Origin of the sequence: Sphingobacterium zeae (assembly GCF_030818895.1) — a bacterium.
GTDB lineage: Bacteria > Bacteroidota > Bacteroidia > Sphingobacteriales > Sphingobacteriaceae > Sphingobacterium > Sphingobacterium zeae.
On the sequence record NZ_JAUTBA010000001.1, the window covers coordinates 2,793,781 to 2,807,464 of the forward strand.

At 47.9% G+C, this 13,684-nt stretch carries 6 protein-coding genes; all 6 read left to right on the forward strand.

Annotation, left to right across the window (positions count from 1 at the left end):
* Positions 1-137 precede the first annotated feature (137 nt).
* The 6 genes from QE382_RS11670 to QE382_RS11695 all read left to right on the forward strand — a co-directional run bounded on the left by QE382_RS11670 (position 138) and on the right by QE382_RS11695 (position 13,655).
* Positions 138-4,301: a hybrid sensor histidine kinase/response regulator transcription factor gene (locus QE382_RS11670; protein ID WP_307186045.1), complete on the forward strand. Its 4,164-nt coding sequence runs from the start codon at positions 138-140 to the stop codon at positions 4,299-4,301.
* Between the two features lie 147 nt (positions 4,302-4,448).
* Positions 4,449-6,539, forward strand: coding sequence for a polysaccharide lyase 8 family protein (locus QE382_RS11675; protein WP_307186046.1), 2,091 nt, complete (start codon positions 4,449-4,451; stop codon positions 6,537-6,539).
* A gap of 119 nt (positions 6,540-6,658) precedes the next feature.
* Complete coding sequence (locus tag QE382_RS11680; protein WP_307186047.1) at positions 6,659-9,787, forward strand: SusC/RagA family TonB-linked outer membrane protein; 3,129 nt, start codon at positions 6,659-6,661, stop codon at positions 9,785-9,787.
* 18 nt (positions 9,788-9,805) lie between these two features.
* Positions 9,806-11,383 carry a RagB/SusD family nutrient uptake outer membrane protein gene (locus tag QE382_RS11685; RefSeq protein ID WP_307186048.1) on the forward strand — a complete coding sequence of 526 codons (1,578 nt, stop codon included), beginning with the start codon at positions 9,806-9,808 and terminating at the stop codon, positions 11,381-11,383.
* 19 nt (positions 11,384-11,402) lie between these two features.
* Positions 11,403-12,332 (forward strand): DUF5017 domain-containing protein, encoded by a 930-nt coding sequence (locus QE382_RS11690; protein ID WP_307186049.1) that lies wholly within the window; start codon positions 11,403-11,405, stop codon positions 12,330-12,332.
* Positions 12,333-12,377: 45 nt separating this feature from the next.
* Complete coding sequence (locus QE382_RS11695; protein WP_307186050.1) at positions 12,378-13,655, forward strand: glycoside hydrolase family 88 protein; 1,278 nt, start codon at positions 12,378-12,380, stop codon at positions 13,653-13,655.
* The last annotated feature ends 29 nt before the right edge of the window (positions 13,656-13,684 follow it).

Sequence of the window (13,684 nt, forward strand, 5' to 3'; positions counted from 1 at the left end):
AAGAAACTTGAAGGTAAAAAGATCATGCAATGGGGTGGAAAGCAGCATAGAAGCACGATTTAAAGCGGAAGCAAAAAAATGTTTCATTCTTAGCTTGAAAACCGTATACTTGCTGAACTACCAATTGAAGGATCTAAATGACAAAGAGATATGTCCGTTGTATCGTTATCATTACCTTACTTTACAGTTTTATCGCATTTTCCGTGTGGTCGCAGCCCCACTTTGGAAGTCTAACTTACGATAAAGGTCTGTCCAATAGTACGGTGTTGAGTATATGCCGCGATCAAGCTGGTTTTCTCTGGATCGGCACCCGGGATGGGCTGAACCGATATGACGGACATCAGGTGAAACAATACCGTTCAGATAATCGGGATATCCATACGATATCGACCAATAATTATATCTATGCTATTGCCGAACATCCTCAACTAAAAATGCTATGGATAGGCACACAGCAGGGATTGAACCTCTATGATCCAAAGCGAGACCGATTTCAGCGGATCAGGCACCTGGAGCGCGTTCCTAAAAATGGGAATCACTTTGCTGTGTTAACGATCCAATTTACGCCGTCTGGCGCTTTGTTGGGCACCAACAATGGGCTGATGGTAATTCAGGATGCAAATAAGCCATCAATAGTGGGAGCTGATGTACTGCAGGGACTTGAGATCTTTTCCCTATTGCAGCTAGGCAATGATATACTCATAGGTAGTAATAAAGGATTGTACTTGTGGCGTGACCAGAAGCACGTGCTGCCGATTGCGCTTGGTCCTATGGGTGCCGCAATCAAAGATATCCGGCGCGTAGCTGCGGGTAAAATCTGGATCGCTACCGATGGGCAGGGCATTTTTGAGATTGACGACAGCTATAGGCTCAGTGCGCATTACGGTACTAAGACCGGGCTGACAAGCGACTACGTACGCGCCATCGCTGTCGAAAGCACAGCAACGATTTGGATTGGGACGATGGATGGGGGCAGTTTGCTGCAACCCGATGGTCACATCTTGCAACAGATCCGCTCTAGCGCAAGTCATCCATTCAGTATTAACGACAACTCGATCAAAACTATCTATATCGACCGGCAAGGTATCGTCTGGATGGGAACCAACTTTGGCGGGGTCAATTATCACCATCCTGCTGCGTATCCTTTTCGTGTCGATCTGGCAGATGGTCATTACAAGCATCTTAGTGGAAATCTTGTCAGCGCCATTGCCATGGACAGCGATGGCAATACCTGGGTGGGGACGGAACGTGATGGTCTTAATCTACGACGGAAAGGGAGCGAGGAATACGAGAAGATTCCGCTGCGTTCCAATACCATCAAATGCATACTGACCGATAAAAAATACATCTACGTGGGAACATTTGGTGCGGGGCTGGCACGGATAAACCGCCGTAACATCAAGGATATCATTTACTACAATAGCAGTGGCGAACACGGTCTCACGTTGCTGCAGAATTATATTGGGAGCATCAGTCAGGACCGGCAAGGTCAGCTATGGATCGGTACGGGAAATCGTGGCGTGCAGCGCATAAACAGCCAGTTTAGCGAAGCCATGCAACCCCGTGTGGCCTTCACAAAAAATACAGCCAACAATTACGTAAAAGATATCTTGGTCACTAAGGTCGGTACTGTATTTATTGGTACAGCCCAAGGACTGGGCGAGCTACAGCGGCGTAGTCGGCAGCCTGGCCGGCGCAACAGTAGGGAAGCTCATGGTAGTAGGCAAACAGATGGCTACGGCAGTGCAAGGGATCCTGATGGAGGCAAGCTAGGTCAAGATAGTCCGCGCTCAGACGACAGTAATAGCGCAACAGATAACAGTTTAAAGGACAATACATGGAGTGAGCTAGATACGGAACGAGGGGATGACTATATTTCGCGCGATATTTTGAGAGATCATTATGTCAATACGCTCTTGGAGGATGAGTCGGGGACAATCTGGATTGGAACGCAGGAAAAGGGCCTTTTCAGCTATCATCCGCAGACGGCAAAGCTCACCCGTATCGAGCTGTTCCCTAGCCGCAGCTATTATCATGTGCTCGGCATAGCCGAAAACAAACACAATGAAATTATTGTCAGCACCAACAATGGCTTGGTCTTTTACCATACGATTACGGGAAAAAAGCGGTATATGAATATTGAGGACGGTTTTCCGACGAATGAGTTTTTGCCCAATGCCATGCTCAGCTACGATGGACAGCTGCTTGTAGGTTCACATAAAGGTCTGATTACCCTTAACCTATCGCGCCAGGGGGCCAATACCGGTATGCCCAATGTGCTGATCTCAGGTTTCACCATCAATGGGCAGGATCGGGCAAGTACCGATCAGATCCTGGGTCTTAAAAATCCAAACTACTTGACAACGATCGATCTGAATTATGATCAAAATACTTTTACCATCGATTTTAGTTCAGACAACCTTATTAATCCGCAGAAAAACACTTATGCGTATCAGATCGAGGAGATCGATCAAGACTGGAACCTGACAGACAGGCCCAACATTACTTATACCAACTTAAGCCCGGGCAAGTATACCCTGAAACTTAAAACAGCCAATGACGATGGTGTATGGAGCACGGTGGTCAGATCTCTTGAGATTCGTATCGCGCCGCCCTTTTACAAGTCGATCGGCGCATATACGCTGTATGCTGTGCTACTGATTGCCGGCATCTTATATGTTTATCGGTATAATCTGGAAAAAAAGCAATTGAAAACCAAGTTGTACTACGAAGAAAAACACCACCAGGATCAAGCGGCTCTGATGCAGTCCAAGCTTGATTTCTTTACCAAGATTAGTCATGAAATCCGTACACCGCTAACCTTGATACATGCTCCGGTGGAAAAAATACTGGAGGAGAGCAAGCTTGATAATCAACTGGGTGAGCAGCTGCAACAGGTCCGGCGTAATATCAAGCGGCTGCTCCAGTTGACTCAGGAGCTGCTGACCTTCAATAAAATGGATGCCCGTAAGCTTAGCCTTGACAAGCAGGTCATCGACTCGTCGAGATATTTTGAACCGATATATCGCTCTTTTGATCCGATAGCCCGTAATCTAGGTATTGACTACAGACTAGAAAACCGCTTTGAAGGCCACTTTCTGGCCGATCCTCAGCAATTGGAGAAAGTGTTGCTCAATTTGCTTTCCAACGCATTTAAGTTCAGGAGAGAGCACAACGCCTCGATAAGGATATTGGTGCTTCGGAACAACAGCGATCTGCTGATCCATGTGATCGACAATGGTCTAGGGATCAAACCTGATGAGCGGGATCGTATATTTGATACTTTTTACCAGGGGGATGAAGGGCATACCAAGGAAGGCTGGGGGATCGGCCTGGCCTTCGCCAAAGAACTGGTCGAGCTGCATCAGGGACGTCTCTATCTAGACGATGCGCAGGCTTTTTCCGAAAGAAAGGATACTGTCTTTACAATCGCCCTTCCGCTTGGTATCATTCCGTCGGAGCAGCAGGTAGGCAGCGGCGTGCTGCAACCCCCTGACGACACGACCGATGGCCGTCCTGTCTATAAAGTGTCAGAGCCAACGCGCGACTTTCATATACTAGTCGTGGAGGACAATGCTGAGCTACGTTCCTTTTTGGTGGGGCACCTGCAACGACGATATCGAGTCAGCGCAGCGGCCCACGGCAAGGCGGCACTTGTCGTGGTGGCAGAATGTATGCCCGATCTGATCATAACCGATATTGCCATGCCCTATATGGACGGCTATACCCTTGTGAGGGCGCTCAAAGCTGATGCGGATACAGCGCATATTCCGGTGATTATGCTCACGGCAAAAAGCGAGGAGCAGGATAGTGTGTCTGGTTACCAGACTGGTATCATAAATTATGTGACAAAGCCGTTTAACCTGCAGGTGCTCGATATGCAGATATTCAATACAGTATCTGCACTGGAGCAGGCCAAAGAGCGCAACCGTAGCTACCTGCTGTTGTCCAAGCGCGACGAGATCATATCCGGTGCCGAAACGGCATACCTAGATAAGCTGCGGTCTACAGTGGAAGCATATATGGCAGATCCGATATTCTCCGTAACAATGCTGGCTGATAAGATGGGACAGAGCCAAAGCGCATTACTGAAGAAGGTCAAAGGACTGACAGGACTCAGCGCTACTGAACTGATCAAAGATATTCGGCTCAACGAAGCCGCCAATCTGCTTATTCAGTCGGATCAGGTAGCATCAGTTGCCTATGCCGTCGGATTTAATGACCGGAAGTATTTCAGTAAAGAGTTTAAAAAGAAATTTGGGGTAAATCCGACACAATATAGAGAAAACAAGAGCAGGTAAAGGATTTTACCCCTAAATTTACGTTTTTTTACCCCTATTGGGTCCCATGAGTTCTACATATTTGTGAAGCTATTTGCTCGATCGCTAACACAACAGCTTCGCTGTGTCCTGCGGTCGTTAGACAGTACCAATATAAATGCCAACAATATGAATAGACTCCTATTAATTCTTATTATGCCGCTACTGTGCGTGCAGTCCTTTGCTCAGGCTGATTTTCCTTTTGGAACGATCAGCAGACGGGTGGTGGACGATGAGCTTGCTCAGCTATCTACGAAAGATCATCTGCTCAAAACATACAGAAGTACCCTGGGCAAAGATGGTGCCTGGCCCGACATAGACTATACTGACCGTGCGGTTACCGAATGGAAGCCTACCGCACATCTGGATCGGGTCAGACAGCTGATCGGCGCATATGTGCACGAGGATAGCCCGCTCTACCAAAATAGGGCACTATATACGCAGATTATCAGCGCCCTGAATTATTGGGCACAGCATAATTTTACCAGCACCAACTGGTGGCACAATGAGATCGCTACACCCAAAGCTATTGGGGTGGCCCTGATCTTGATGAAGACTGGTAAAGAACAGGTTCCGAAGCAGCTGGAAGATGCCTTGGTTTTGAAAATGACTAAGGGTGATCCATACAAGATGACAGGAGCCAATAAGAGCGACATCGCTATCCATTACTTTTATCGCGCGCTGATAACGCAGGACAAGCATCTGCTGACTTCTTCGCTGGAACAGCTCTTTTATCCCGTTCAACTTGTTGATGGCAAGGAGGGTTTACAGTATGATTTTTCTTATCTGCAACATGGCCCGCAGCTGTATATTGCCGGCTATGGGGAGGAATTTTTAAAAGGTATATCTACTATCATGTATTATGTACGCGATACGCCCTATGCAATTTCTGAGGAGAAGAAGCAGCTTTTTATACGCTTTCTGAAAGAAAGCTACTTGCCCATCATCCGTGGCGGCTACATCGATTTTAATGTGCAGGGGCGTGGTATATCCCGGCCAAACATACTGAAAAAGAACGCGGGTGTAACGATGTTGCAGCATATGCTGGCGATCGATCCCCAGCAGCGGCAGATGTGGATGCATGAAATCGCCAAACTGGACAGCACGAGTCCATACGATACGCCCAGATCTCCATTACATAGACATTACTGGAAGGGCGACTACAGTACACATATCCGCGAAGGCTACCAGGTCAATGTGCGCATAGCAAGCGCACGAACGAATCGATCTGAATCGGGAAATGGCGAAAATATATATGGAAAGTATATGACGGATGGGGTGACCAATATCCAGGTATTCGGACCTGAATATATGAACATTATGCCGATTTGGGAGTGGGATAAAATTCCGGGTACCACGACGCAGGATAGAACAGCCGACCCTGTGCTCACAGCGCAGTGGGGCGAGTTGGCTAGCAACCAATTTGCAGGTGGTGTATCGGATGGCCAATATGGCTGTACAGCCATGGTGCTCGACTATGATAGCATTAAGGCTCATAAAGCCTGGTTTTTCTTTGACAAGCAGGTGGTCTGCCTTGGTGCTGGCATAACCTCCAACAGCAACGCGCCAGTGGTGACAACGCTCAATCAGACCTGGAAAAAAGGTAAGGTAAAATGGGGTGGGAAGGCCATGCCTGCAGTCGATTCTTTGGAGCGCACGGTAAACCCGGGCGAGTACGTCAGCCATAATCAGGTGGCCTACCTGTTTAACGATCGTGCAGGGGTCACCTTGACGAACAAAAAGCAGACGGGATCATGGTATCACATCAATCGCTCACGATCTAAGGAAAGTATAACAGGTATGGTGTTTAAGCTATGGATCAACCACGGCGTCAGACCAGTGGATGCAACTTACGCTTACAGTCTATATCCTGGAACCGAATCACCAAACAAACTTGAAGCTGAAAAAGTCAGGATCATTACAAACACCAAGGCGGTACAAGCCGTAGAACACCGTGGGCTAGACTGCATACAGGCTGTATTTTATCAGGCAGGTCAGCTAGAAACGGATCAACTGTTTGTTGAAGTTGATCAACCTATTATTTTGCAGATCAATAAAGAAGCTTCCGGCTATACGCTATGTGTAGCAGATCCCAATCAGCAGATTGATGCTGTGCGGGTCAATGTGCGCGACAAGCGGTCTGGTCAGTCGAAAGAGGTTCGGATCGCACTGCCACAAGGAGCCTATCGGGGAGCAACAGCAAAGTCTGCTATACGTTGACGGCTCGCAGCAGAACCTGTACATGGGGAAATTCTGCCATAGCACCGATATATTGTCGATGCTATGGCAGAATTGGACAAAGCAAAGAACGAAATCCTAAAATCAATTAATCAATCATTATGATACCTTATGTAAAAACAATTGTCTTGGGGGCCACCTGTATGATGTATGGGACGCAGCTCTATGCACAACAGCGGCAGATGACAGGCGTCGTAACCGATGCGACCACGGGTAAACCGCTGCCAGGCGTAAGCATCTCGCAGAAGGGGGGCGGCACAAAAGGCGCGACGGATGTGAATGGCCGTTTCTCGATCAAGATCGCGGCAACGACGGGAACGCTCATCTTTAAATTTATCGGTTATGATGAACAAGAAGTTGCATTAAGTGATAGTAAATTATTAGCTATAAAGCTATTACCTAAAAGTAAATCGTTGGATGAGGTTGTCGTAATCGGTTACGGTGAGGTGCAACGCAAAGATCTGACCGGATCGGTAGGGTCGGTGAATATGCAGGATATTAAGAAAGCGCCTGTTGGTTCAGCCCTGGAAGCTTTGGCCGGTCGTGTGGCCGGGGTGCAGGTGACCTCCGAAAGTGGTAAGCCAGGCAGTGAGATGAATATCGTCATCCGTGGTGCCAACTCCCTCACACAAGACAATTCACCGCTGTATGTCATCGACGGCTTTCCGATCGAAAATGCCAATAGCAATGTGCTCAATCCGGACGAGATTGCTTCTATCGAAGTACTCAAAGATGCTTCAGCAACGGCGATATATGGTGCGCGGGGTGCGAATGGGGTCATCCTGATCACCACCAAGAAAGGGGAGAGCGGCGCCCCACAGATCAGTTATACAGGCTATGTGGGGTCGCAGCAGATCATCAACAGCATGCAGTTGATGAATGGGTATGAATTTGTCAAGCTACAGGCAGAGCGCGATCCAGTCGGTTCGCAGCTGACTTATTTTAGCGATGGCAAAACGCTGGAGGATTACAAATCCATCCCCAGCCACGACTGGCAAGATGATATCTTCCGTGATGGCGTTATGCACAATCATAGCCTTTCCATTATGGGGGGCAACAACAATACCAAGTATGCTGTTTCGGGCAATATTTTCGGGCAGCAAGGGATCATTATCAACTCGGGCTTCAACCGTAAGCAAGGGAAAATTGCCTTGGATCAGAGTTTTCAAAAACTAAAAGTCGGCATCAACACCATATATACAGGGACACTAACCGATGGTAGTAATCCTGCTGCCCCAGAATCGGCCTTTTCGGCTATGAACTACCTGATGTATAGTGTATGGGGATACCGCCCTATTGCTTTTCCAGATGAGGATCTGCTGAACGATCCGACAGACGATCTGGCCAATCCGACTAACGACTATCGTTTTAACCCTATCTTGTCAGCACAGAATGAACTGCGCGAAAGTTATAACAATCGTCTTATTGCCAATGGTTATGCCGAATACGCGTTTTCACCCGCGCTTAAATTACGTATCAATGGCGGTATCAACAATTCGGATACACGGCTGGATGTCTTTAACAACTCCCGCACACGTTACGGATTTGCGGGCAGTACCAACGGTGTGAACGGATCGGTCTTATATACACAGAGCAACACCTGGCTAAATGAAAATCTCTTGACCTACGCTAAAAAAATCAAGAATCATACGCTTAATGTGGTCGCAGGTATCACCTTTCAGGGTAACAAATACCACCGATACGGTATGTCGGCCATTCGGCTGCCCAATGAGATTAAAGGTCTGGCGGGCCTGAGCGAAGGTATTCCTCAGCCCGTCACATCGGTGAAATCCGAATGGACCATGCTCTCCTACCTAGCTCGCGTAAACTATAATTACAAGAGCCGCTATCTCTTGACGGCATCATTTCGTGCGGATGGCTCTTCCAAGTTTACGGGTACGAACAGGTACGGCTATTTCCCCTCGGCAGCATTTGCATGGCGACTGATTAATGAATCGTTTATGAAAAAGCAAAGCTTGTTTTCGGATGCGAAAGTTAGGCTGGGCTATGGTATAACGGGCAATAACAGGGTAAACGAGTACGCATCTTTTTCACCGGTTTATTTTGAGAATACCAGTGTGAGCACCAATGGTTATTACTCCTGGGGCAATAATCTGCTGCAAGGCATGTTTTTGGGCATAGGTACGCCCGACCTGCGCTGGGAAAGTACAGCGCAGAGCAATGCGGGTATTGATCTGGGACTCTTTAAAAACAGGCTATTGCTGACAGCAGATTATTACCACAAACGCACGTATGACCTGCTGCTCTATGCGGCACTGCCTTCGACCACTGGCTATAGCAACGCATTTAAGAATATTGGCGAAACGAGCAATAAGGGGATCGAACTTACGGTGGCCGGCGATATCATTCAAAAGCCTAATTTTAGCTGGAACAGTTCTTTCAACATCTCTTTTAACCGCAATAAAGTGATTGAGCTTACCGAAAATCAGGAGAGCCTCACCACGGCGCTGGCCTGGGATCAGGATTATCGAACCACACCGTTGTATATTGCTAAGATTAATCAACCGCTGGGGCAGATGTACGGTTACCTTTGGGAAGGGGTTTATCCATACGAAGACTTTGACCAACAGCCTGACGGTAGCTATCTGTTGAAGCAGACGGTTGCCACCAATGGCAATACGCGCAGTTCCATCCGCCCCGGTGATGTCAAGTACAAGGATCTCAATGGCGATATGGTGGTGGATAATCTGGACAGAACGGTGATCGGTCGGGGATATCCCGTCCATCAGGGGGGATTGGCCAATACGTTTAAGTATAAGAACTTTTATCTGCACCTGTTTTTGCAATGGTCCTATGGCAATGATATCGTCAATGCCAACAGGTTGCTGTTTGAAAACGGTAGCAAGGCTCACCTTAATCAGTTTGCCAGCTTTGCGGACCGCTGGACTCCGGAAAATACATTATCGAACATGCCGCGAGTCGCTGGACAGGGACCCAATGTCTATTCGAGCCGAATCATTGAGGATGGATCATATCTGCGGCTGAAAACGGGTTCGATCGGCTATACTTTTGATCGGGCGCTACTGGCCAAATGGAAGGTCAAGAGCCTGCGTGTATATGCTTCGGTGCAGAATATATGGACATTGACTAGCTACTCGGGCTACGATCCGGAGGTGGCGGTGTATTACTCGGCGCTGACCCCAGGGTTTGATTATTCCTCATACCCAAGACCCAAGACCTTTGTGTTTGGTATTAACCTCAATCTGTAACCCTATTACGAAAACAAGATGAAACAATTAGTAACAATATATAGCAGCGGACTACGGCTAGCGGCCTTCTTGGCATCCATGACGCTGCTAGGGGGTTGCTCCAGCTTTTTGGACAGGCAACCTTACGATGTGGTCAAGGAAAACTATTATCAGAATGAAAAAGAGTTGATGACAGGGTTGGTGGGCGTGTACGATATATTGGGTAGGGAAGATTTTTACGGGTCGACATACTCCACGTATTTAACCTTGGGTGATGAGGGAGCCTACTTTCGCTCTTCGTACCTCGCCGGACCGGAAATCTACAGCTATGACGCCTCGAATCCTAAAATCAATGATATCTGGCGATTTTTGTATGAAGGGATCGAGCGGGCTAACTTTTTACTGAGCAAAGTCGACGCCGTATCAATGAACGATGCGGATAAGCAGTCGGTCAAAGGGGAAGTAAAATTTTTGCGGGCCTACTACTATTTTATACTGGTTAGTAACTGGGGCGCTGTACCCTTGAAAACGGAGCCGACAAGCTCTGTCAATAATGTGAATATCGTGCGTACGCCGGAGGCTGATGTCTATGCCTTTATCGTGCAGGAGATGGAAGCTGCGGAAGCCATGGTCAAAGATATTCAGTCCTATGGCCATGCGGGCCGCGTCAGCAGATCTGCGGTGCGTGGTATACTGGCCCGTGTATACCTCAAGATGGCTGGTGCTCCGCTCCATGCTGTGTCCAACTACCAGAAAGCACTAGAATGGTCCAGTAAACTGGTCTTTCCGCAAGACGGAGACTACAGCCACAGCCTAATGGGCAGCTATACGAAGATCTTTACAGATATGGCGGCAGACCGCTACAACATCGGTGAGAGCATTTGGGAAGCAGAATTTTATGGTAATCGTACTGGCGATTTTGAAGCCGGCCGTATCGGCAACCAGAGCGGTATTCAGACCAGTGATGAAAGCAAGGGCTTTAGTTATGGTCTGCTGGCAGCTACGCGCAAGCTGTTTGAATCGTACGAGGCTACTGATCAGCGTAGGGACTGGAACATCGCAGGATACCGATACAACCATGTCAACAATCTGGTCACAGATTCGGTATTCTACACATCGGCGGAAATCGAGCGCCGGCATGTCGCCAAGTTCCGCCGCGATTATGAAATCCTAAAACCCAAGAACAGAAATTATACACCCATTAATTTTCCGCTGCTGCGCTATGCCGATGTGCTGCTGATGTTTGCCGAAGCGGAAAATGAGGTGAATGGCCCGACAGCCCGAGCTAAAAATGCACTGCAGCAGGTCCGCGATCGTGCAAAAGCGTCCAATCGAAACAACCTGATAAGCAATGAAAGCGAAATGCGGACGGCTATACGCGAGGAGCGATTTCGGGAACTTTGCTACGAGGGTCTCAGAAAATTTGACCTCGTGCGCTATGGTACCTTTGTCGCGGAGATGAAGTTAGTCGCCCAGCAATATACACAGCTGGCTCCATCCGACTACCGCTACTTAGCGCTGGCATTCAACAATGTGAGTGAACGGGATATTTATTTACCCATCCCGATTAGCGAACTATCACTCAATAACCTAATGACGCAGAACCCCGGATGGTAACTACATTTAATACGTAAACATGATGAAAAGATCGATCAAATTATTTCTATTTCTTGCCCTATATAGCTTACAGTCCTGCGAAAAAAAGGAGGTCACCCCTTTACACCTCGAAATCAGCACGGCCAAGAGCAGCTACAAAGTGAACGAACCGGTGGTGTTCCAGATCGGTGGCAACCCCGACCAGCTTACGTTTTACTCAGGAGAGGAGGGGCATAAATACAGCTACCGCGAGCGTACCAAGGCAGTGCCAATGGCGGTGACGGTAGAGTTTGCCAGCAATCGTCGCTATGGTACCGATGCACAGCAGCCACGCTCGCTTCGACTGCTCGTATCGCAACGTTTTTCGGGCGTCTATCAGGCCGATGCAATTGTCGAGAGTGAATGGGTGGATATCACTCCGGCGTTTAGCTTATCCGGTATCCAGTCGAGTGATGCCGTATACGTGCCCTCCGGCCAGGTAGACCTCTCCAAATTGAGCAACCTCGGTTTTACATTAGACCCCAATGCACTGGTTTACTTTGCTTTTAAATATACAGGAAGTACGGGCTCCACGCAGCCCCGCTGGTGGATCAATCTTTTTAACCTGAATACCATGACGACTGAAGGTATTACCTTGCCTATCGCAACGCTACAGGGGGCGGAATGGCGATCGATCGGGCTACAAGGTTCGTCCGTCTCTTGGCTGCTCAGCAGCAGTGGTCTGCGTTTTCAGGGAGGTGGTGCAGCTACATCCTCCAATCTGGTGTGGGCTGTGTCCAAACCGCTCGATCTAACCAGCGTAACGCCAGACAAAGGGGTAGCCTTAAAGAATATGAGCACCCGCATAAATTTCTACGCCTACACTTTTCGGACGCCGGGAACTTATGAGGTCACCTTTGTCGGTAATAATGTAAACGCCTATGGCGAAAACCTGGTAACGAAAACAATACCATTAACGATTACGGAATAGAACAACACAATAACTTAATTAAAATAGTCTAGTAAATTATACAATATGAAGCAGATACAGTGTGCATTTGATCTTAAAATTATTTTTTTATTTCTAGTGGTAACGCTTTTTTCTTGTCAGCAGAATAACGCCCAGAATCAGGTGGCATCTTCAGATTTTGTCGCATCAGACTTTGCCTTGGCGAAAGACCAATACCAGCTGCTGCTTGGCAGCCGTGATTTTCCACGCACTTTGGATACGGCAGGCCGGCTTGTGGGTACGGATGAATGGGACTGGACGGGAGGATTTTTTCCTGGCGCATTGTGGTATATCTACGAATATACGAAAGACCCAGGGGTGAAGGCCAATGCCACGGTATGGACCCAAAAGCTTGAAAAAGCAAAAGACCTTACCCAACATCACGATATCGGTTTTGTAATGTATTGTGCCTACGGCAATGCCCTGCGCCTGGAAACTAACCCGGATAAAATAAAGCAGTATCAGCAGATTTTGATTCATTCGGCCCAATCTGCCCTAAAAAGGTTTGACCCGAAGGTAGGGCTGATTAAATCGTGGAATGAGAAAGCTTCTTGGGACGGTAAGACGGTCTGGAAATATCCGGTCATCATCGATAATATGATGAACCTTGAGCTGCTGTTTTTTGCTTCCGAGCTGACTGGTGATCCGAAGTACAAGCAGGTAGCCATTAGCCATGCCGATCACACTTTGAAAAATCACTTCAGATCCGACTATAGTACGTACCATGTTGTGGACTACGATCCTAACACGGGCGCAGTTGCTCATCAGCAGACCAATCAAGGTTATGCGGACAATTCAACTTGGTCTAGGGGGCAAGGATGGGCCATCTATGGCTACACTTTACTATACAGGGAGACCAGGGAAGCCAAATACCTTAAAGCGGCAAAGAAAGCCGCTGATTTCTACATGAATCATCCCAACCTGCCGCAAGATAGGGTTCCCTATTGGGATTTTAATGCCGGGCAGCAGGGATATTGGCCAGACGTAGATTATTCAAATCGAAAGCTGAAGGAGATACCAAGGGACGCATCGGCAGCGGCAGTGGTATCTTCAGCCTTGCTGGAGCTTTCCACCTACACTTCGGGAGCGGATGCAAAGCGCTATTTCGACTTTGCTGAAGGTACGTTAAAGACGCTTTCTTCCAGCGAATACTTAGCAAAACGCGGTACCAATGGGGGCTTTATCCTCAAGCATTCGGTCGGAAGCATGCCACATCAAAGTGAAGTGGATGTGCCGCTGATCTACGCGGATTATTACTTTTTGGAAGCCCTATTGCGCTACAGAAAATTAGCTAAAGCGCTATAACAGCATAATAATAGTGCTTAAATAACATA